Source organism: Corynebacterium sp. HMSC064E08, from assembly GCF_001811805.1.
Lineage (GTDB): Bacteria > Actinomycetota > Actinomycetes > Mycobacteriales > Mycobacteriaceae > Corynebacterium > Corynebacterium jeikeium_D.
Map to the genome: position 1 here is coordinate 147,521 of NZ_KV806700.1, position 19,575 is coordinate 167,095.

The window sequence follows — 19,575 nt, forward strand, 5'->3', positions numbered from 1 at the left end:
GGCGCCGGGCTAGTCCAAGCGTACGACGGCGATTGCGTAGTCGCCGTCGTGCGAGATGCTTAACGACGGCCCCAGCTGCCACTCCTGATCGTGGAAATGGCGGCTCACAGCCCCGTGGAGACTGATGCTCACGCGACCGTAGGCATCCGGCTGCACCTCTATTTCCCGCCAGTCCAGCTGATCGCGCGCAATCGGCGGTTGGCTGCCGAAGAGAGTCTGCGACCAGGCCTTGATGAAGGCTTCCTTCGCAGCCCAGCGGCCCGCTAAGTGACGCGCCAGAGCGCCGCCGACTGCTCCGCGGCGCCTAGCTACCAGTAGCTCCGCAGGTGTGAAAACAGCCTGCGCGAACTGACTTCCTGGCATATTCAGCTGCTCTTCGAAGCCCGGAATATAGACGAGGTCTACGCCAATCATGGCTGGAGGACACCATCGATCAGACGGGCGCCGTCGGAAAGCAGAACTGCCTTTTCCAATGCAGCGGGTGAACCGAACCGACCACCGTCCGCCAGGTTTCGCTCGCGTGGACGCTCGTAGAGAGCTTCCCCACCGTAAATAGCCTCATCAATGCTACGCAGACCAGCCGCTTCGCGGTTGTGCGCCGCGGACCGCCAACGCTCCGCAGCCTCAGCGCCATCGTGCTGCACTATCGCTTGGTAGAAAGCTTCCGGATGGACGACTGCCACCAGTGCCGAGACATGTCCGAACCCGAGCGAGGTAACAAAGCCAGCCTTCAGCGGCAACGTATTGCCGAAATTGACTGCCTTCGTTGGCCATACCAGACGCGAATGCGCAGCCAATGCGGGATCGACGCAGTCCAGCGATCGATTACCTGGCACAATGCCGCTGCGCAATACCTGGGTCAGACCAATGATCTGGAACGCTGCAGCACCACCCTTAGCGTGTCCCGTCAGCGATTTCTGAGAGACCACCAACAGCGGGTTAGAGCGCTCGCGACCGAGTTCATCTGCAATGCGTTCATGCAGTTCGGACTCATTTGGGTCGTTGGCATTGGTCGAGGTGTCGTGCTTGGACAACACCGCGACCTGATCCGCAGTGACATCGAGTACTGCAAGTGCGCGAGCCAATCGAGACTTCTCGCCGCCCTGAGCGGCCGCTAGCGCACCCAAACCCGGCGCCGGAATGGACGTGTGCGCGCCGTCGGCGAAGGACTGGGCGTATGCGACGACACCGAGCACGGGGAGCCCCATGTCACGAGCGATGTCTCCGCGAGCCAACAGCACCGTGCCACCGCCTTGCGATTCCACAAAGCCTCCGCGTCGACGATCGTTCGGCCTGGAGAAGTACTCATGGTCGATGCCTTTGTCTTCCATGGTGGCGGAGTCAGCTGTGGCGGCCATGTCGCCGAAACCTGTAATTCCCTCTGTGGATAGGTCATCGAAGCCACCTGCGACAACGAAATCTGCCTTACCCAGGGCAATCTTGTCGACGCCCTCCTCCACCGACACCGCTGCCGTCGCACAGGCTGCGACAGGGTGAATCATCTGCCCGTAGCCACCGACATAAGACTGCATAACGTGGGCGGCAATAACATTTGGCAATGCCTCCTGCAGGACGTCATTGGCTCGCGGTTGCCCCAGCAGGCCGTCGATGTAGAGACTGCGCAGCGACTCCATCGCACCAATACCTGTGCCCTGGGTCGACGACACTCGCGCCGGGTTGACCGCTTCCAGCAGTTGCGCTGGGCTGAAGCCCGATGACAAGAAGGCATCGACAGTACAGACAATGTTCCACAAGCTCACGCGGTCCAGATTGTCCATCATGTCTGCCGGAATACCGTATCGTGCCGGGTCAAAGCCCTGCGGAATTTGACCGCCAACATAGCGGCTCATCGCCATTCGGCGCGGAACCTGCACTGGTGTGCCAGCGGCTCGTGTCACAAGCCACTGCCCTGTCTCGGCATCGAAGCTCGCAGTGGTGTTGTCCGGGTTGGAACTGACAAAAGTCTCCGCTGCCGCGCGGTCACGCACAGCAAAGCTCAACGCACGATCCAGGTAGACCGTGGTCAGCTCAGTCATCGTATTATCAACCAAATCGCCATCATCGGCGTAACGACGCACACCAACTCGCGCCAGCACTTCATCGCGGTAACGCGAAGCAATGTCGCTTTCTGCCAACGGTTGCCCGTCGGCGTCGCGCCAGCCACCCTCATAGGAAATCAACCCCATTGACCAGGCTAATTCCACAATTCCTGCTGCAGAAATATCATCGACTTCAGCCTCAAAGCGCGTCCGGGAAGAACCGTACGGCCCAAGCTCACCGGCGCCCACGATGACCACCATGTCCTCCAGAGCCGCTGCGATGTCACCAAAGGTCGGTGTTGTCTGCGCAATTGGTCGGCGAGGGCTTGGCAGGCCGCTCAAAACACGGCTTGACGACGGCTCCTGCGAGCTCGCCCCGCTAGAGATCTCAGAGTTTTGAGCTGCTGGGGCAGCCGCCTGTGCAGCCTCCTGCGCCATTTGCGCAATGTTGAGGTCGACGTCACCCAATCCGCCGGTGAGATCGGCCTGAATCGGGCGGGTTTGTGCCTTCTTCCGAGCCTCCGAGCTCGCGAGCTCAATGAGTTCAGCTGCCATTTCTTCGGTGGAGAAGGTGCGTACTCCCTTTGCTTCCACTGCAGCAACCAATGGGTCGTTTCCACCCATCAGGTTGGTGCCTCGAACCCAACCAATCTGTGCATGAGCCAGAGTGGTGCGGGTGCGCCAAGCGTCCTCCACATTCCAGCGCGCCACCACTGCATCGAGTGCGGCCTTGGCTTCACCATAGGCACCATCACCGCCGAAGCGACCACGGTTCGGTGAACCCGGCAGCACCACATGCAAACGATGGTCCAGATTATTGTCCCCGCCAAGTGCTGACATCCCTGCGATGAGTCGTTCCACCGACCACAGAAGCAGACGCATTTGGGTCTCGGACGCAGGACCGGCGTCGGCAAGCGAACCCGAAACCGTAGGCGCCGCGAACGGGAATAGCAACGTCGGTGACAGTGCAGGCTTGGTCACAACCACTTCCGCACCAATCGTCGTAGTCTGCTCGGTTCCGATCCAGTCGATAAGGGAATCCAGGTCCTGGAAGCTGGACAGGTTCGCCGGTACCACCCACAGCTTCGCCTCGCCCTGCGCATGCATGCGGTAGAGCTGCTTGTAGAAGCTCAGGCGCTCATGTCCCAGGCGTGAGGTAGTGACAACAACGGTTGCTCCCTGAGACAGCAACTGTGCAGTCACAGCGGAGCCAATCGAATTTGGCGATGCACCGGTAACAACTGCGATGTCGGCATTCATCGATAGTTCGTCCACATTCGTGATGGACTCATCCGCCAGCTGTCGGTAGATACTCGCCAACTGTGTTCGCCCTGCCGCGTCTGCCTTGGCAGCCCACCACTGTGCCTGCTCGACTGCGGTTTCGTGGATACTGCCCGGCGCGGTGTCAGCCACGTCTTCATCAGCGGCTGCCCAGAGGCGTGCTAGGTCATCGCGGGAGGTGGCCCAGCGGTCGTCGAGCAGCACTGCCTTGGTGGGCGTAAACGTCGGGGTGACCAGCTTCGGCCAGTCCGCACCGAGTTCAGCAGTGACGAGATTTACCAGGTTGCTGTCGGCGTCTTCGGCATCGAAGTCAATGGCACCGGTAATCTCGTGGCCGAGTTGCTCCAGAATCGTGCGTGCAGCGGTGGCAAGAATTCCTCGTTGACCAGTCAGTTTATCTGCAAACTCAGTGAGTGCAGCCGAGTCGACCATCCCAGCACTACTGTCGCTTGCCGACGGCTTAGCGACAGATACACCTCGCTGCGAGGCGACCGCGAGGATTGCTTCATCGATCAGCTGGTTGAGTTCAGCAGTACTGGTTGGGGCGGCCGGTGCCAGATGCGCAAGATCACCGCCGCGCAGGGATGCGCCCTCGCGAGTACCGAGCATCATCTCGGCGCTAACTGCGGTTGCCCACCCCTTGCCGAGCTGCCATTCATCGACCACATAGTCATCGATGTAATTCGCGCCTGCACCGGCAGGACCGGTAATCCGGCGAATACCGTCGGCAATGGCTTCGGAGAGAATCGGACCGAATGCCGAATACCCACTGGCCAAGCTATCAATCTTGTCCTTTAGATCAGCCAGTTCCGCATCTGCGGCCCCTTCGATTGAACCGAGGTCGAATTCCACTCCGAGATCGAGCAGCAGTTGATTGCGTCGAGATGAGACTCCATCGACCAGAGTCTCAATGGAGTCGGCGGCGCCGAGCTGGTCGGGGCGCACCTTCGTCCATTGGCAAATAAGAACTTCCAGCGCTTCTGCCGGGCTGACTGCGATATCAGCAACTTCGGCAGCCGGAGTGGCAGCACTCGTGATCGTGGTTGCCTGTTCGGTCGCCGCGGATTGGTCTGCGGATACCGCCGGCGCCGCTGATCCTGCTTCTCCCGATGCTCCTGCTGCTCCAGATAGGGTCTGCGCCGCGTCCTGCTCTGGTGTCACCTCCGACTCGGGCTCAGTCTTTTCCGGCTGAATTTGGTCGCGCATAAACGCTGCATCAGCATCACGCTCGAGATTGAGCACTCGAATGTCACGGCTTCGGTGGCGGGGCAACTGGCAGGTACGGGCAGCCAGGTTTGCCAGTGTGGGCGCTGTACCTACACCGACTTCAATAATGCGGCTGACACCGAGATCCTCAAGCAACAGATCCTGAGTTTCGACCCACCTCACCGGTGAGCAGAATTGCCAGGCCAGCAACTCGACCAGCAACATGCGGGCCAGGCGCGCCGGGTTTTCAGCAGCAGTATCAAAGTCGGCAAGGATGTTTTCCAGAATGTCTGAGTCGACGACTGCAGCCATCTGGCGGACGAACTTCTCGGTCAGCTCAAAAGAGGTCGCGGTGAGATTCGGGATATAGCGTCCCACCAGGCGTTCTGGAGCGATTTCCGCTGGCAGCAGCCGCTCCAGGTGTTTACGGAAGGAATCCACACCGTCGCGTAGGACACTGGAGTGGAATGGCACATCAATACCTGGGATACGCACGTATCCCTTGCCGTCCGAGCTGCGGCGCTCGCACTGTTCAGCCAGTGCCGCAAGGCCCGCGACGGTGCCGGCGACGGCGTACTGCTTGCCTGCCAGGTTGAGATTTACGACTTCGAGGAACTCACCGGTTTCCTGCGACAACCGATTAACAAACTCAGTGACCTCGTCCTCGCGTACGCCGATCTTGTCCGGACGCAGGGCGCACAAACCATAGTTGGACCTCCCCTGCTCATCACGTTCGACCAGTTCATGCATGGTCAAACCGCGGCGGTAGACAACCTCCAACACGGCATCTGCGTCAAGCGCACCAGCGAAAGCCGCCAGCGCGTTGTACTCACCGACAGAGTGTCCCGCAAAGTGAGCTGTTTCATCCAGCAGCCCTGCTTCACGGAGCTCCGCAACCTGCGCCAGCCCCAACGTCGCCATCGCAACCTGGGTGAACTGAGTCAGATTCAGGACACCTTCTGGGTGGAAATAGCGCACACCATCCACAACCACCTCTACCGGGTTGTCCCGAACAATAGCCAGTACGGAAAAGCCAAGCTTCTCTCGGGTCATCGCATCCGCCTGGTCCCACACGCGGCGGGCCGCTACGCTGCGAGTCCGGGCAGACAGCCCCATCCCCTGTGATTGAATCCCCTGGCCAGGGAAGACATATGCAGTCGTCGGTGCGGCAATTACAGCAGTGGCAGTCAGTACCAGCTCGCCCTCTACTGTGGCCGTGACTTCACGGACTTCACCGGCGCCTGGACGGTCATCAAAACCACGGCGTTCGACAGAGAATTTCACTTCCTGACCAGGTAGAACCGGACTCAGCATAGTCGCAGTGAACTCAATCACCCGATTGCCAATGCCGGCATCCGACGTGGCAACAGCCGCATGCTCGGCCATCGCCGACAGCCACATTCCATGGACAATAACCCCTGGTAGACCAGCTAGCGCTGCTGCCCGGGAATCGACGTGGATAGGATTGCGATCGCCCGTGACACAGCTAAATGGCTCCATCGCCTTAGGCGCTTCCACGGTCAAGGCACCGCGGAAACTCCGTGGCGTATCCGTGACCGTTGGAAATGGCACAGTATTGGTCCGCGCTGTCTCGCCGCCGTTTCGGCCACGAATGGCAAAGCGTTCACTCAAGGTGGCGAGCAGCGTATCGCCATCACGAACCTCCGCGCGCACCACAACTAGTCGCCCTAAGTCCGTATCAACGGCCTCGTCGACACGCGCACTAATCCGCAACGTTGTGGTTTCCTGCGGCAGAGCTCCAATCATACGAATGTGATGCTCAAGGTGAACAAGCGCGAGCATGCCCTCAACAACATCAATGCCGGTCTCAGTACGCGCCTGCGCGACTGCCGCAAAAATCGCTGGCCAAGCATGCCCGACCAACGCGTCCGGCACCGTCGCCTGTGACTCATCGCCGGCAGCTGCAATAGTGACCGCATCGTAGTCAGCCATCGCCATCGGATCCCACACGGATTCCCACTCCGCGACCCCATCGACGATGTTTGCAAGCTCACCGCCAGCCGCGATTCGCGTCAGCTCCCGCATCGCGGCTGCCGCATCCTCATGCTTGACGACGGGCACTGCGCCCACCGCTGCACTCTGGCACAGGCGAATTCGCAGTTGCGTATTCTCCCCCGCAGCATCGGGCAGCGGAACGGTCAGCTGTGCCCAGACGAGCTCCTCCCCGCCCTCATCATTGCTGCCATCAGCTCCAATGGTCTCCAAAATGGCACCAGTACCTGGGTGCTCCAGGCGTTGTGAACGAGAGACATCACTTGCGTCAGATACACATACCCACTCATGTTCCGCGCCAAGTGCCAGCGCCGGATTCGGCTGCTGTCGACCAGCCCACCAAATCACAGGTGCTGCGAGCATCCGGCTGAGGGCGTCAACAGGTGCCTCCGGCAGGTAGCCGGTATCCGTCAATGCCTGTGCAGTAGCTTTTTCAAACCGACCCAGAATTTCCGCTACTGGCTCATTCGCGCGGGTAATGCCCGAAACAGCCTGCGGCCCTGGGATGATGCAGACTTGATCCGCATCGTAGCGAGAGTCATGCGCCTGCCATAGGGAGTCCGATCGCCACCAGCGACGAACCTCATCATCGATAACCGGAACGAATGGCACAGGTTTGCCAGGTGTGCGGCAGAGCTCAGAGATAAAGAAGGTGACATCTGCTGGGTGGAGCTGGGTATCCAGATCCAGCAGGCCGGACAGTCGCGAGATTTCGTTCTGCGGCTGGGTGTGCAAGCTGTCGCCGTCGGCAAGCGCGTCAAACGTGCCCGCGTCGACTGCATTCAGTCGTGCCTCTACGCGGTCGACGAGTGCGACGAAGCGCGTCGACCACGTTGGATCGAGGAACGTCCCTTCGGGCGCACACAGTTCGAGATAGCGGTTCAGCACCTCGGCATACGTCATGGTGCTGACATCTCCGAAGTACGGCTTCGCGGTGGCGTTAATCGCCTCGATGATCTCTGCGCGTCGTTCAGTCACCTTAGTGAGGTCACCTGCGACTTCGTCAAGCAATCTGCCTGCGCGTGCTGCGGCGTTATCAATTTCGTGGATATCAGCACCCAACTGGCTGCGCCCCGACGCCATGCCATCCATGGCGCTACCAGCGGGAATCCAGTTGTCAGTGCCGACGGTGTCGACCAACATTTGTTTCACGGACTCGGAGGCGGTCGACTCCTTTGCTGCCATCGCAGCTGTGCCGATGATGACAGCATCTACCGGCATCGGCGCCAATCCGCACCGTGTCGACCACGTGCCCATCAGATAATCACGGGCCTGCTCTGGCTTGCCGATACCGCCGCCAACAGCAAGCACCACATCTCGCTTGCGGATCTTTGCGTAGGTGTTAATTAGCAGGTCATCGAGGTCTTCCCAGGAATGGTGGCCGCCGGCACGCCCACCTTCAACCTGCATGATGATTGGATACGGTGTGCCCTGCTGCGCCAAGGTGTCTGCAATTTCGAGCACCGACTCGATTTGTGCGATTGTGCCCGGTTTGAAGGAGATATGCGGAATCCCGCCCTCACGCAGCTGCTTTACTAGCTCAACTGCCTCGTCCACCTCGGGGATTCCCGCGGAGATGGTGACGCCATCAATCGGTCGCCCCGCTGCCACTGCGCGCGGGAGCAAACGGCGGCTTCCAATGTGCAAACCCCACAGGTACGGATCCAAAAACATGGTGTTGAACTGTGCACTGCGGCCCTCCTCGAGCAGATCGGAGAGTCGCGCCACATTAGCCTCGAAGATTTCCGGCGTGACTTGGCCGCCACCGGCCAGCTCCGCCCAGAACCCCGCATTCGCAGCAGCCGCCACAATTTCAGGGTCAACGGTTGTCGGGGTCATACCGCCGAGCAGAATTGGCGAGCGCCCGGTCAACTTGGTGAACTTCGTCTCGACACGGGGCTTGTCTCCAGTGACCAGACGCGGCGCAAACTCCAGCCACGATGTCGGGTGCTCAATGTCGCTCTCAGACAGGACGCCCCTCCCCGCAGCTGTCGCCGCAGGAATCACCGCCACGCCATAGCCTTCAGCGTTGCGTTCTGTCAGCTTGACGACGCCTGTGTTCGGCCCCAGATCCAAAATGGTGGTTGCTCCTTGGTCGATGAGCCCCCGTACCTCGGCGCTCCAGTCACTGGGGTCAACCAAGATTGCACGCGCAAGCCGGTCCGCCGTTTCCGCATCTAGCCCAATGCGCTCAGCTCGCTCCACTACCCATGCCACAGCAGGTACCAGCGCTGGGTGATGGAATGCGCCACTAACTGGCAGAACTGTACATTCGACTCTCCGACCCTTCGGCTGCTGCGTTGTGAGCTGCTCTGCCAGCTGGTCTAGTTCATCCTGCTTGCCGATAACTACGCTGGTAGTCTGCGTATTCTTCAGACCGATGACACAGCCCTGGGGGAGGAAAGGCTCCAACTCCTCGACCGTCAGGCCAGAGATACTCATCATCGGCGCGTGCCCAAATCCGGCTACTCGGCTTCCGCGCGCACACGCCACACCGATGAGGCGAGCTAGCGCCAGAAGCTCTGCTGCCTTCTCTGGGCGAGCGACAATCTCAGCGGCAAGAACACCTTGCGAATGACCGGTTACCGCTACCGCTTCGGTGATATTAATTCCCTGCTTTTCCAGCAACTCGACAATGCCCAACTGTGCCAAGACGATGCCCGGGACGCTGACCGCAGGGTTGGTTGTATCTCCGGTAAATGGCTCGTCTGTAACGAGTGAGATTGCCCAGCCAAAGGGGTCGAAACCTGCGGGAAGCTGGCCGATGAGATCGTCGTCAAGCGGTGTGAGCAGTTCCTCAGCGCGAGTGAAAACTTCCCGTAGTTTCTTTGAGTTGCCACTGGCCATGACGCTGGAGAGAGTGTCCAGCCATGGTTGCGATTGACCGGCGAAAGTGACTGCAAAAGTGCCCAGGTCTGGAGCAGTTACGACGTTGGTCTGCAAAGTGGCGAGTTTTTCGTATTTCACGTGGCTGAGGTCCTTGTCTTGTGGAGTACGAAATGAAAACATCTTTTGTTTCCAAATCCTTGCCAGGACACTATGCCATAAATCATGAGGAATCCATCATGTTTTTCTCGCGCAGTTTCGCGGCGCCATCAACGCGAAGATAATTTGCAGCCCCAAAACGAGAGGCTGAACACGGCTGCGAAATCAGCGAGTACAACGCTTCGAAAGCGCAAGAACTTCGCAGGTAGGAAACAGTGTTCCCCTGTCGAAAAGTTGCTTGCGCTTCACCACCCTGGCAGCGCCGGCGGTGGAAAATAAAACGCGGAAGACCGAGCCAATTTATGCCCAATCGGTGATGAACATCACACCCGGAATGCGTGTCAATGGGCGCCGAGAACGCTCAATCTTTCCTCGATTAATCGCCTAGCATATCCAGAATTGTGGACTCCGCTTCTTCTAAGCGCCGCTCTGACTCTTCAAGATCCTGCTGCGACTTACCATCGCGCTCGACCTTGCCGTCGAAGATTGCGCAGGGATCATCGTTGACCACAGTGTCGTCGGGAACTATGCCACGACGCGCCATGTACTCATCCAGATGCATCGAGATGCTCATGTTGCCTCCCTGCTTCCACCTTACGATTCAAGATACGATTCGATCAGCGGCATTGTATCGACAGATTCGATTGCCCTACGCAGTGGAATGAGCGAACAAAGGTTTCCCAGAATGGTACTCACGCGCGCTGTGCGGCTGCCCCGTCTTGCGTTCCCCTTATCGATGCGAAAACTGTCGCAGGTCTACGACCGGTCTGGCGGCCAGGGTTTTCCATCGGGGAAATACCGGTCAAATTTCCAGCCCAGACGGAAGGGGAGCACGAACTTTGGCGGGCAGTTGTTGGCCTCCCACATTGTCTTGGGTTTTGCCGCGTGTTCAGCCACCTTGCGGTCGGTGTACACCCCGTGACAGATAGGGTCCCAGAAACCTGGCTCGTCAATCTTATGGGCAGGTGTGCCGCTAAACACCCCGTAGAGGAGCTGGTCGCGGCTTTCAACCTCAACTTCGAAATCTTCCCAGGTACCAATCATGTCGCCGGGTTGTGCGCGCCACCAGTTGTCAATCGCGAGGGCGGTTTCTTCAGACTCGACGAACCCGCCGAGAGGTTCAGTGTTATCTGGGTAGCGGGGATAAACGACGCAGACAACAATTTTCATAGTCATGGTTCTACACCGTGCACGGGAGATTAGCGACCTTGGAATAGCTTCGGGCGGGAAATGGGCCAGATTTTGGGCACGCAGCGTAATGAGGGCGAAAAATCTGGCGGGCTGGAGAACGAAAACACCCCGTGACCTGCATAGTCACGGGGTATTTATGTGTGCGCCTGGGGAGACTTGAACTCCCACGCCCTAAGGCACTGGAACCTAAATCCAGCGCGTCTGCCAATTCCGCCACAGGCGCCCGTCGCGAATCCGTGACAGTTACGTACAGTCTCCGTAAGCATGGACTACTGATAAGCCACCTACAGGCGCAACGAACCATCACAGCTCATTTGGACTGTACACACTTTAACGGGTTTGCCGCAGATTTCCTAATGTCCTAGCTGAATTCCTAATGTCCCATCGCCTGCCTTATCCAGCGAGCGCGCTAGCTTGGCAGGTCACGGACTAGCTATGGTGGTTATGTGTCCACTTCACAGCATTCCAATACCACTGACAAGCCAGCGAAGATTCCCACTCGTACCCGCGTGGTGCAACTAATCTTCTTGGCTCTTGCAGTCGGCGCCACTCTTGCACTCGCCTACTGGCAGCTCAGCAGGTGGAACACAACCAGCTCATTCCAAAACCTGGGCTACGCACTGCAGTGGCCAGCTTTCGGCCTGTTCTTTATTTGGGCCTACCGCAAGTATATGGAGTACGAACGCGAACGCCTGAGCGGCAATAGCGAGGCCGCATTTGAGGCTAAAGACGATGTCATGACGGAAATTCCAGACGAATTCCTGCCGACCAACCCGGATGGCTCGCGAAAGGTGCAGCGTGTGGATGAGACACAATCGACGGATTCTGGCACCAACGCCTAGGCGATAACTGCTTATTCGAGAAAAGGACTTTTAGTGACCAACATCAATCCAGATCGTCAAGAGCGCGTAAGGAAGGCACTGACGTACTTCTCCGTCACCGCCTACTTCACGGGTGTGATGCTGCTCTTGCTGTGTGCCGAGATGATTTACAAGTACCTCATCCTCGACAACTCCGCCGACGCGCCGCGGTGGTTCTTCTACACCGCCCAGATTCACGGCTTCGGCTACATGGCATTCCTCATTGCCACCGTAAACCTGGGTACCAAGGCCCGCTGGGAACCAGCAAAGTGGATTATCACCGCGCTCGGTGGCGTGGTCCCGTTCCTCTCCTTCTTCGTCGAGAAGAAGCGTCGTGAGGAAGTCGAGACCGCTTTCCAGCTGAAGTAGCGGGCTCTCGGCAGCCCGAGGGCTACCCCTTAGCCTCAACCTCAGCCAGAATTTTCAGCGCCGGAGTCAAGGCACGCAGTGCACGCCCCCTGTGGCTAAAAGCGTCCTTGTCTTCGGCGCTCATTTGTGCCGCAGACAAGGCCCCCTCAGCTTCGTTGCCCTCCCCAACTGCGGGCGCGAACACCGGATCGTAGCCGAACCCATTGTCCCCAACAGGCTCGCGCAGAATGGAGCCAGGCCAGCGACCCTCCACAACCAGCAGCAGGTTACCGGCTTCATCGAGGACGGCTGGGAAACCGCCGTCGGCAAGCGCGGACGGCACCTCCTTGACACCGGGGACGACCAACGCGCAGGCGGTACGGAAGGACGCCGTACGACGCTCATCTGGGCAGTCCCCCATCTGGGCGAGCAGCAGCTCGTAGTTAGCGACATCGTCGCCGTGAGTGCCGGACCAGCGCGCCGAGAGCACACCCGGCATGCCGTTTAGCTCATCGACGCTGAGCCCCGAATCGTCTGCCAAGCACGCGTAGCCGGTGTGTGTCGCACCATCGAAAGCCTTGATGTAGGCGTTGTCCGCAAAAGTGCGACCGGTTTCGGGGCGCTCTGGGTACTCCGGGACGTCGCTAAGCGAAAGAAGTTCCACCGAATCAATACCCGCCGCACGCAGGATGCGATCGAGCTCGACTAGTTTTTTAGAATTTCGGGTAGCGACGAGGAGCTTCACGGCAGTTCACCCGGGTACGGCGCACGCAGAACTTCCTGCTGCAAGGCGATGACCTCACGCAGACCCTTTTCCGCCGAGTCGAGCATGTCATTCAGCTGATCGCGGTCGAAGGTACCTTCCTCGCCAGTGCCCTGGATTTCGACGAACTTGCCCTCTGCGGTCATCACCACGTTGAGGTCGACCTCAGCACGAGAGTCCTCCTCGTAAGGCAAATCCAGGCAGACACGGCCATCAATAATGCCAACCGAAACAGCTGCGACTGGTGCCTTCAGCGGGGTGCCCGGAACTGCGCCCGCTGCATGCAGGTAGGTCAGGGCATCAGCCAGCGCGACGTACGCACCGGTGATGGAAGCGGTTCGGGTACCACCATCCGCCTGCAGAACATCACAGTCGATGTTGATGGTGTTCTCACCGAGTTCCTTCAAGTCGATAGCAGCTCGCAAGGAGCGACCGATCAGACGGGAAATCTCGTGAGTGCGACCCTTGACCTTGCCGCGCATTGACTCGCGGGGCATGCGCTCGTGGGTAGAGGCCGGCAGCATGGAGTACTCAGCGGTCAACCAGCCCTCGCCGGAGTCACGCTTGAATCGTGGCACCGACTGTTCGACGGAAGCGGTGCACATTACACGCGTATTACCGAAAGTAACCAGCACAGAACCGGCCGGATTGTCGGTGAAGCCGCGAGTGATGGTCACCTTGCGCATTTCATCAACCGCGCGTCCATCGGCACGGCGAAAATCGGAATTAGCTGTAGTCATGCCAACTACCCTACCGCCCGGCGCGAAAGCGGTGCGACAGCTGTACGGAAACCCGGTAGTCGCTGAGACTAGCCGCCTAGATCCATGCCCAGGTAGGCCAATTCAACGTCACCGGCAAAGGTACTCTTCGCAGCACGTAGTGCTTCTTCACCGTCGGCGTATGGCGGAATGTGAGTCAGCACCAACTTCTTAACCCCCGCCAGCGTCGCTGCCTTTCCGGCCTCGTAGCCCGTCAGGTGCATATCCGGTGGGGTGCCCTCTTCGTTGCTGCACCATGTGGCTTCACAGATGAAGATATCCGCATCCCGCGCCAGCTCCACCAATTCATCGGTCCACGCAGTATCTCCGGTGTACGCAATGGTCAGACCATCTGCTTCAATGCGATATCCAACAGCTGGCACCGGGTGGACCATGTTATACGGCGTGACGACGGCGCCTCCGTCCGCTTCGCCCCCACCGACTAACAGTGGCTCACCGGGGTTACTCACAACCTGATCAAAAGTGTCTTCCAGGTTGGCATCTTCTTCACTTCCCAGTGCTTTGCACATGGTGCCTATCCGGTCGTGAATGTCTCCGGGGCCAACCAGGAGATTCCGGGAACTCGCCGGGGCTGTCGGGTGGAAGCGACGCCAGACGAGCAGCCCTGGAATGTCTGCAGTGTGGTCTGGGTGCACATGAGTTAGTAACAAATCACAAGCTGCAGGATCAGAGATCTTCTGCAATTCGGCGAGGACACCGGGACCCAAATCAATGACAAAGGTTCGACCGTTATCCAGCTCAATGAGGTAGCCAGATGCTGGCGCCGATGGGCCACCCATGCTGCCTGTACATCCCAGAACCTTCAATCGCATACTTCAAGCTTGCCATGTAATTGATCAAAAACGAGCAAAAAACCAATGGAGTGTCTGGATTTAATAAGAAAGGTCACATTTGGGAATGCATAGTGACCTGGCTAATACCCGGCCCAAGGAAGCGCTTTGCCAGGGATGCAAAAACTTGCGGATCTCCAGTGGATTCGAATGTGCGCACAGGGTTCGGATTACTCTCCGGGTCAGCGAGCATGTCGGTCTTTGTGAGGATGCGCAGAACATCCTTCGACGTCTCCTCCGCCGACGACACTAGGGCGACGTCCTCCCCCATAGCCAGCTGAATCACACCAGACAGCAGCGGATAATGGGTGCAGCCCAGAACGAGGGTGTCTACACCATCGGCCTGCAATGGCGCGAGGTAGCCCTCCGCAAGTCCCAGAATCTGGCGACCAGAGGTGATTCCTCGCTCGACAAAGTCCACGAATCGCGGGCAGTCGACCGCAGAGACATCCACGCCAGGCACTGCATCAAAGAGATCTTGGTAGGCACGAGAGCGAATTGTGGCGGCGGTACCGATTACGCCGACTTTTCCATTCCTGGTGGTCGAGACCGCACGGCGCACAGCGGGCAGAATGACCTCGACTACTGGGACTGGGTAGCGCTCGCGGGCATCACGCAAAAATGCGGCCGAAGCCGTGTTGCAGGCAATGACAATCATCTTGCAGCCGCGTGCAACCAGTTCATCGGCAATCGCTTCCGCGTGCTGACGAACCTCGGCGATGCGCAACGGGCCGTAAGGGCCGTTGGCAGTATCGCCGATGTACATAATCGACTCGTGCGGAAGCTGATCCATGATGGCACGCGCCACTGTCAGCCCACCGACGCCGGAGTCGAAGATGCCAATCGGCGCTGTTCGGTCGGGGAAGCCGCTATCCTGCGCTGTCAGCTGATTGACTACCTGAGTTTCTGCTCCTGCTCCCACCGCTATCTGGACTCCTCATATCGTTGGTCAAACACCGAAGCTCCTATTCTAGGCCGATTCCGCCAGGAGCTGATGCCACGTACCTCGGGCTCTTAACCACGTGCACTCTTAGCCACGCGCACGACCACGCTTAAACATCACCGCAGCCCAGATGCCCGCAAGCCCGCCGAAGAGGTGCATCTGCCAACTAACAGCCATCTGTGTTGGCAGCACTCCCCAGATAAGACCCGAATACATCGATGCCAGAATTACGCCCAAAATAATCTGCATCATCCGACGATTCACGAAACCGCGTACCACCAAAAACGCCAGCCATCCGTAAATCAGACCGGACGCACCGATGTGGACGGTATTTACACCGCCGACCAGCCATGTCAGACCGCCACCAACGACCGTAATCAAGAGTGTGACCTGCCAAAATAGCCGCTTCGACGACATTGCAATCAAACCGGCGAACAACGCCCCGGGCAGAGAGTTCGCCACAATGTGCCCGTAATCTGCGTGCAGCAGCGGTGCGGTCAAAATTCCCCACAGCGTCGAGGTTTCGCGTGGGCGCACACCGAAGTTGTTCAGCGCCCCACCAAAGATGAATTCGTTGACAAGAAAGACCGTCCAGATAAGTGCCAGGTACCCAATAGCCGTACTGATGGCCGCCCCGAGCCCGCCGTCGCGATCCTGTGGAACAATCTGATTATTCCGCCGCGTCTGCACGGGACCGCCCATCGGGTACTGCGCATAGTTCTGGTAATTCTGCTGTTGTCCCGAGCTCCATTGCGGATTCATTGGCGAACTTCCTTCACTACTTGTCCAGCATCTCTGACAGCGCGGCTACTCCCGCGCGTCCCGTTGCACTCATCACGGCATCGACAATAGCCATCTGCACCGCATCGGCTGCCATCGCAGCCAACAGGGCCACCACATCCGAGCCCACAGGTTCAGCGTTTCCGCTATCCGCCGCCTCGGCCGAGCTGAGGGCAAACAGCGTGTCACCGTCCATCGGCGCATGAGCCGGCCGAATCGCTCGCGCCAACCCGTCATGACCGCACATCGCCAACCGCTTCAACTGCGCAGTTGTCACCGGCGCATTGGTTATCAACGTGCCAATCGTTGTGTTTCGCGTGCTTGCCGACGATTCCCCGTCGCCAGCCGCATCGGCGAGAATCTTGGTCCTGCCGACGAAAACCTGGTCCAGCTGGGCCAATGCCTCCTTGCTGGCACCGGCAGCCGCGGGCATTCCGTAAAGGTGTCCCTCCGGGTCAATGACCGCACCAAAGGAGTTGACCACCATTGCGGCAGCCACAAAGTACTTACCATCGGCGGAGGTCACACGCGCTTGTCCAAAACCACCCTTGATTGCCCCGGCCATAGCGCCAACACCGGCACCTATTGTGCCGGAGGGAGTGCCCTCCGGGACGTCGTCAAGCGCGTGCGACAACGCCTCGCGCCCGAGTGCAGCGGTGGGCAGCGTCGGCTCCCCCAACAACAAGTCGAAGATGACAGCACCGGGAACGATGGGCACGAGGATATCCGGACGAGTTGGGGTGACCTCAAAGCCAATGCCGCGGTCGCGCAGTTCGCGCATAGCTCCGTCGGCAGCTGCGAGGCCGTACGCGGAGCCGCCAGCCAAAACGACAGCGTGGGCGCGTTCGACGGTATTCTCCGGTGCGAGCAGGTCGGTCTCGCGGGTGCCCGGACCGCCGCCGCGGACATCGACAGCGCCGATCGCACCGCCTGGAGCGGCGATGACGGTGACTCCGGTATCCCCCTCAGCAGCATGGCCGATGGAGATGCCGTCGATGGAGTCGAGACAGCCTGCGCCGATGTCGATGCTCGTGCCCAGCGCAGCACTGCTGGCTTGGTGTCGAATGTCGGTGGGGCTGATTGCGAAGATCTCAGAATTCATTGTCGACCACGGCACCTTTCACCACAGTTCATGGCAGCTAGCCTCAGTTGATTACTGCATCTTTCGGGGTTTTGCTCGGATTCGTTACTCACCCATGAGCTGGTCCAACAGTGACTCTTGGTTGTAGGACAGCCACTGGTACATCGCGTCGGTCTGCTCAATCTGTTCGATGGAGCCATTGAGGTTCTCCATGGAAACATGCAGGTAAATACGTAGGTCATTGATACCCGCCACCCAGGCATGGGCATCACTTTCCGAAATGGATACCTGCCCCGACTCGGCGGGCTCCAGGGCGTCGATAATCGCACGCAGGGAATGGAGCTTGCTCTCTACAATCTCCGATTCATGCAGCTGGCGCATGAGGGCGTTTTCCCCCTCCACGCTCTCCTCACCCGGCTTGGTGAAGTCCGGCAACAGTCGCGCAAGCTTCGGATCGGATGGGGCCTCGGAGTGTCCGACAGGCATTCCCGTCATTTCCGCGAGCTCATCCTTCGGCGCCGACCGGGCTCGCTCCATCAGCGAGTCCGCCACAGTAGCAGCCAGATTCAGCAGCAAATCCCGCTCCGTGCCTTCAAAAGCCGTGACGTACTTGACGCCACCGCCGAGAAGGGATCGCTTGCGCTTCCAAGGACGCATGTAAATTCTCTCCCGCTGTCGAATATCGGCTTAGTCAGCCTGCTCCATTGTCGCCCACAAGCCTGCCTTGTGGAGCTTCTTCACATCGGCCTCCACCTTGTCACGTTCACCGGAAGACACGATTGCCTTGCCCTCCGTGTGAACCGTCATCATCAGCGCGTGCGCCTTCTTTCGGTCCATGCCGAAGAGCATCTGAAACACGTAGGTGACATAACTCATCGAATTAACCTGGTCATCCCACACAATGCACTGCCAGGGTCGGTTCGATTCCGTCACGACATCGGCATCCATAGTGGGCATCGGTGTTGCTGCTGGCATGCTCATAGGCACCAGGATAGTACGGAGTGGCGCGCGCTCGCCGGAACCGACTGCCCCGGCCCGCTTCAGCCGACTAGACTATTGACCGTGATTGATAAGCATTCCTCCACCGCCCTTCTCACCGATAAGTACGAGCTGACGATGCTGCAGGCATCGCTTGCCGACGGATCCGGCGAGCGCCAGGTCGCCTTCGAGGTGTTTGGCCGTCGCCTGCCGAATGAGCGCCGCTATGGCGTTGTCGCTGGTACAGCGCGTGTGTTGGATGCTATCCGCAACTTCCGCTTCACCGAGGAACAGCTGGCTTCGCTGGACTTCCTCGATGACAGGACGCTGGATTACCTGCGTAACTATTCCTTCAGTGGCCAAGTCGACGGCTACCGCGAGGGAGAGCTCTACTTCCCCGCCTCGCCCATTTTGACGGTGCGAGGCACTTTCGCCGAGTGCGTCATCTTGGAGACTGTTATTCTCTCCATTCTCAATGCGGACTCCGCCATCGCCTCGGCAGCAACCCGAATGGTCACGGCTGCCGGTGGGCGCCCGATTATTGAAATGGGTTCGCGTCGCACTCATGAAGAAGCAGCTGTGACTGCTGCCCGCGCCGCCTACCTGGCAGGTTTTAGCGCCACCTCCAACTTGGAGGCAGCGGCACGGTACAACATCCCAGCCTCCGGTACCGCTGCGCACGCGTGGACTCTGTTGCACACCAACCCAGATGGCACGACGAACGAGGCTGCGGCCTTCAAGGCTCAGATTGACACACTGGGAACCGACACCACTTTGTTGGTGGATACCTACGACATCACCGAGGGCGTCAATACGGCTATTGAGGTTGCGGGTCCGGAACTCGGCGGTGTACGTATTGACTCCGGCGACCTCGGAGTTCTCGCTCGCCAGGTGCGTCAGCAGCTGGACTCGCTGGGTGCACACAACACCAACATCGTAGTGTCCTCTGACCTCGACGAGTTCGCCATTGCGGCGCTGAGGGCAGAGCCGGTCGATGTCTACGGCGTGGGCACCTCTGTAGTCACTGGCTCCGGCGCACCGACTGCGGGCCTGGTCTACAAGATGGTCGAAGTTGATGGGGTGCCCGTCGCCAAGCGTTCTCTGGATAAGCGGAGCCATGGTGGCGTGAAGGCGGCGATTCGTACCTGTCGCCGTTCCGGTACCGCCGTGGAGGAAATCGCTTTCCCGCTCGGCTCGGAAATCCCGGATGTGGGCAACCTGCACTACCGCGATCTGACCATTCCGATGATGCGCGATGGCGAGGTCGTCGATGGTCTACCGACCTTGGAGGAGTCCCGCGACCACTTGGTTAAAGCGCTGGTCAGCCTCCCGTGGGAGGGGCTCGCACTTTCCCGTGACGAGCCGGTACTGTCCGTCCGTTTTCACGGCGTTTAGGCGGCGGGGGAACTGTGTCGGACACTCCCGAGCACGCAGATTTTGCTGAGCTATCGGACGGCTTTGAGGACTTTGACGATGTTGACGATGTTGACGAGCTAGC

General features: G+C 59.2%; 15 protein-coding genes and 1 tRNA gene. 3 read left to right on the forward strand and 13 right to left on the reverse strand.

Annotated features, from left to right (window positions below):
- Window positions 1–9 precede the first annotated feature (9 nt).
- The 5 genes from HMPREF2820_RS06290 to HMPREF2820_RS06310 all read right to left on the reverse strand — a co-directional run bounded on the left by HMPREF2820_RS06290 (window position 10) and on the right by HMPREF2820_RS06310 (window position 10,938).
- Entirely contained in the window at window positions 10–414 is a 405-nt protein-coding gene (locus HMPREF2820_RS06290) for a holo-ACP synthase AcpS (RefSeq protein WP_016422272.1), read from the reverse strand.
- Window positions 411–9,548, reverse strand: coding sequence for a type I polyketide synthase (locus tag HMPREF2820_RS06295; protein WP_246822233.1), 9,138 nt, complete (start codon window positions 9,546–9,548; stop codon window positions 411–413). The genes HMPREF2820_RS06290 and HMPREF2820_RS06295 overlap by 4 nt, the downstream gene beginning before the upstream one ends.
- 352 nt (window positions 9,549–9,900) lie before the next feature.
- Window positions 9,901–10,098 carry a hypothetical protein gene (locus HMPREF2820_RS06300; protein ID WP_016422270.1) on the reverse strand — a complete coding sequence of 66 codons (198 nt, stop codon included), beginning with the start codon at window positions 10,096–10,098 and terminating at the stop codon, window positions 9,901–9,903.
- Between the two features lie 182 nt (window positions 10,099–10,280).
- Window positions 10,281–10,700, reverse strand: coding sequence for a hypothetical protein (locus HMPREF2820_RS06305; RefSeq protein ID WP_048733019.1), 420 nt, complete (start codon window positions 10,698–10,700; stop codon window positions 10,281–10,283).
- Window positions 10,701–10,856: 156 nt separating this feature from the next.
- A tRNA-Leu gene (locus HMPREF2820_RS06310) sits at window positions 10,857–10,938 on the reverse strand.
- 223 nt (window positions 10,939–11,161) lie between these two features.
- Between HMPREF2820_RS06310 and HMPREF2820_RS06315 the strand changes: the two genes are divergently transcribed.
- Both HMPREF2820_RS06315 and HMPREF2820_RS06320 read left to right on the forward strand, forming a co-directional pair.
- A complete protein-coding gene (locus HMPREF2820_RS06315) occupies window positions 11,162–11,557 on the forward strand; it encodes a hypothetical protein (protein WP_016422268.1) in 396 nt (131 codons plus the stop codon).
- Between the two features lie 33 nt (window positions 11,558–11,590).
- Window positions 11,591–11,944, forward strand: a complete 354-nt coding sequence (locus HMPREF2820_RS06320; RefSeq protein WP_005511118.1) for a DUF3817 domain-containing protein — start codon at window positions 11,591–11,593, stop codon at window positions 11,942–11,944.
- A gap of 22 nt (window positions 11,945–11,966) precedes the next feature.
- Here HMPREF2820_RS06320 and HMPREF2820_RS06325 read toward each other — a convergent pair whose 3' ends face one another.
- The 8 genes from HMPREF2820_RS06325 to clpS form a co-directional block, all read right to left on the reverse strand.
- The gene (locus tag HMPREF2820_RS06325; protein ID WP_070603398.1) at window positions 11,967–12,668 is read right to left on the reverse strand and encodes a non-canonical purine NTP pyrophosphatase; all 702 of its coding nucleotides are present in this window, start codon (window positions 12,666–12,668) and stop codon (window positions 11,967–11,969) included.
- Window positions 12,665–13,426, reverse strand: coding sequence for a ribonuclease PH (gene rph, locus HMPREF2820_RS06330; protein WP_070603400.1), 762 nt, complete (start codon window positions 13,424–13,426; stop codon window positions 12,665–12,667). The genes HMPREF2820_RS06325 and rph overlap by 4 nt, the downstream gene beginning before the upstream one ends.
- Window positions 13,427–13,494: 68 nt before the next feature.
- Window positions 13,495–14,277, reverse strand: coding sequence for an MBL fold metallo-hydrolase (locus HMPREF2820_RS06335; protein ID WP_048733014.1), 783 nt, complete (start codon window positions 14,275–14,277; stop codon window positions 13,495–13,497).
- A 73-nt stretch (window positions 14,278–14,350) separates the two neighbouring features.
- Window positions 14,351–15,217, reverse strand: coding sequence for a glutamate racemase (gene murI / locus HMPREF2820_RS06340; protein ID WP_370551064.1), 867 nt, complete (start codon window positions 15,215–15,217; stop codon window positions 14,351–14,353).
- 108 nt (window positions 15,218–15,325) lie between these two features.
- Window positions 15,326–16,000 (reverse strand): rhomboid family intramembrane serine protease, encoded by a 675-nt coding sequence (locus HMPREF2820_RS06345; protein ID WP_048733012.1) that lies wholly within the window; start codon window positions 15,998–16,000, stop codon window positions 15,326–15,328.
- 16 nt (window positions 16,001–16,016) lie between these two features.
- Window positions 16,017–17,120, reverse strand: a complete 1,104-nt coding sequence (locus tag HMPREF2820_RS06350; RefSeq protein ID WP_070603402.1) for a P1 family peptidase — start codon at window positions 17,118–17,120, stop codon at window positions 16,017–16,019.
- A gap of 84 nt (window positions 17,121–17,204) precedes the next feature.
- Complete coding sequence (locus HMPREF2820_RS06355) at window positions 17,205–17,756, reverse strand: DUF2017 domain-containing protein (RefSeq protein ID WP_005511188.1); 552 nt, start codon at window positions 17,754–17,756, stop codon at window positions 17,205–17,207.
- 30 nt (window positions 17,757–17,786) lie between these two features.
- The gene (gene clpS, locus HMPREF2820_RS06360) at window positions 17,787–18,080 is read right to left on the reverse strand and encodes an ATP-dependent Clp protease adapter ClpS (RefSeq protein ID WP_005511165.1); all 294 of its coding nucleotides are present in this window, start codon (window positions 18,078–18,080) and stop codon (window positions 17,787–17,789) included.
- An 81-nt stretch (window positions 18,081–18,161) separates the two neighbouring features.
- On the opposite strand from clpS, the gene HMPREF2820_RS06365 reads away from it, so the two are divergent.
- Entirely contained in the window at window positions 18,162–19,472 is a 1,311-nt protein-coding gene (locus HMPREF2820_RS06365; protein ID WP_016422259.1) for a nicotinate phosphoribosyltransferase, read from the forward strand.
- Window positions 19,473–19,575 lie beyond the last annotated feature (103 nt).

Coding starts and splice junctions, on each gene's coding strand:
- HMPREF2820_RS06290 (WP_016422272.1), bottom strand. CDS start 414: ATGATTGGCGTAGACCTCGTCTATATTCCGGGCTTCGAAGAGCAGCTG.
- HMPREF2820_RS06305 (WP_048733019.1), bottom strand. CDS start 10,700: ATGACTATGAAAATTGTTGTCTGCGTCGTTTATCCCCGCTACCCAGAT.
- HMPREF2820_RS06350 (WP_070603402.1), bottom strand. CDS start 17,120: ATGAATTCTGAGATCTTCGCAATCAGCCCCACCGACATTCGACACCAA.
- HMPREF2820_RS06295 (WP_246822233.1), bottom strand. CDS start 9,548: ATGTTTTCATTTCGTACTCCACAAGACAAGGACCTCAGCCACGTGAAA.
- clpS (WP_005511165.1), bottom strand. CDS start 18,080: ATGAGCATGCCAGCAGCAACACCGATGCCCACTATGGATGCCGATGTC.
- HMPREF2820_RS06355 (WP_005511188.1), bottom strand. CDS start 17,756: ATGCGTCCTTGGAAGCGCAAGCGATCCCTTCTCGGCGGTGGCGTCAAG.
- HMPREF2820_RS06300 (WP_016422270.1), bottom strand. CDS start 10,098: ATGAGCATCTCGATGCATCTGGATGAGTACATGGCGCGTCGTGGCATA.
- HMPREF2820_RS06345 (WP_048733012.1), bottom strand. CDS start 16,000: ATGAATCCGCAATGGAGCTCGGGACAACAGCAGAATTACCAGAACTAT.
- HMPREF2820_RS06335 (WP_048733014.1), bottom strand. CDS start 14,277: ATGCGATTGAAGGTTCTGGGATGTACAGGCAGCATGGGTGGCCCATCG.
- rph (WP_070603400.1), bottom strand. CDS start 13,426: ATGACTACAGCTAATTCCGATTTTCGCCGTGCCGATGGACGCGCGGTT.